Annotated in this window: 1 protein-coding gene; it reads right to left on the reverse strand. The window is 62.7% G+C overall.

Translation table 11 applies throughout. From position 1 onward, the window contains the following. Positions 1–34: 34 nt before the first annotated feature. Positions 35–910: integrase core domain-containing protein (locus C7G61_RS42875; RefSeq protein WP_108523428.1), on the reverse strand; the 876-nt coding region annotated here is incomplete at its 5' end.

Genomic DNA, 910 nt, shown 5'->3' on the forward strand with positions numbered 1-910 from the left:
TGTCCAGCCCGGAGACATAGGTAACGGGTCGTACCTAAGACATGGGTGACAACCTCGTGCCGAACGGGTTGTCGAGGGGTTGCAGGGTTTTCTGCTCCAGGTCGAAGTATCCAAGATCATAGTGCATGAAGCTGGCGAGCCAAATGCCGTCGTCGACCTCCTTGATGCCGAGCTTCTGGCCGGCCAGCACAGTTGAGACGTTAATCCGCTTGCGATGCAGGCAAAGGCGTCCGCAGGCAGTAACGAGAAGTTCGCGATCGTGGAACGGATAGGTCAGCTCGGGCAAGCCGTCGTAAGGGCGTGGTGAGGCGAGGTAGAGTTCGGCCGGGCATTTCATCTCAAGCGCCTCATGCGGCCGTTCGGCATTGAACTCGCGGACGAAGACATCGAAGCGCTCCTGCTGCTGCAGGCTGTTAGAGCCCGGAGGCCGGGTTGTTTCCTTCTTGAGAGTGAGGTGCATGCGCTCGTGACGGCCGTTCTGCTGCGGATGGCCGGGCTTGATGCGTTCGATGGCGATGCCGAGCCTCAGCCACCAGACCGAGAGCTTTGAGAGATTGAACAGGGCATTGGGACTGGCAAATGGCACGCCGTTGTCGGAGCGGATGGCGAGCGGCAGGCCACGCTCGCGGAACAGCCGTTCGAAGGCGGTAATTGCAGGCTCTTCGCGCGTGGAATCGAGCGCCTCGCACAACAGCAGGAAGCGCGAGGCATGGTCGGTGACGGTCAGCGGATAGCAGTACCGGCCATTGCCGAGCTTGAACTCGCCCTTGAAGTCGGCGCACCACAGATCATTGGGGCCGGCGCCCGCGGATAGCGGCGTGCCGCGCGCGCGGTGGCGCGGCCCGCCGCTGCGCCTGACCAGGCCATGGCGATCGAGGACCGCATGGATGGTGCTTTTGGCCGGAACCCG

The organism is Bradyrhizobium algeriense, assembly GCF_003062295.1.
GTDB lineage: Bacteria > Pseudomonadota > Alphaproteobacteria > Rhizobiales > Xanthobacteraceae > Bradyrhizobium > Bradyrhizobium algeriense.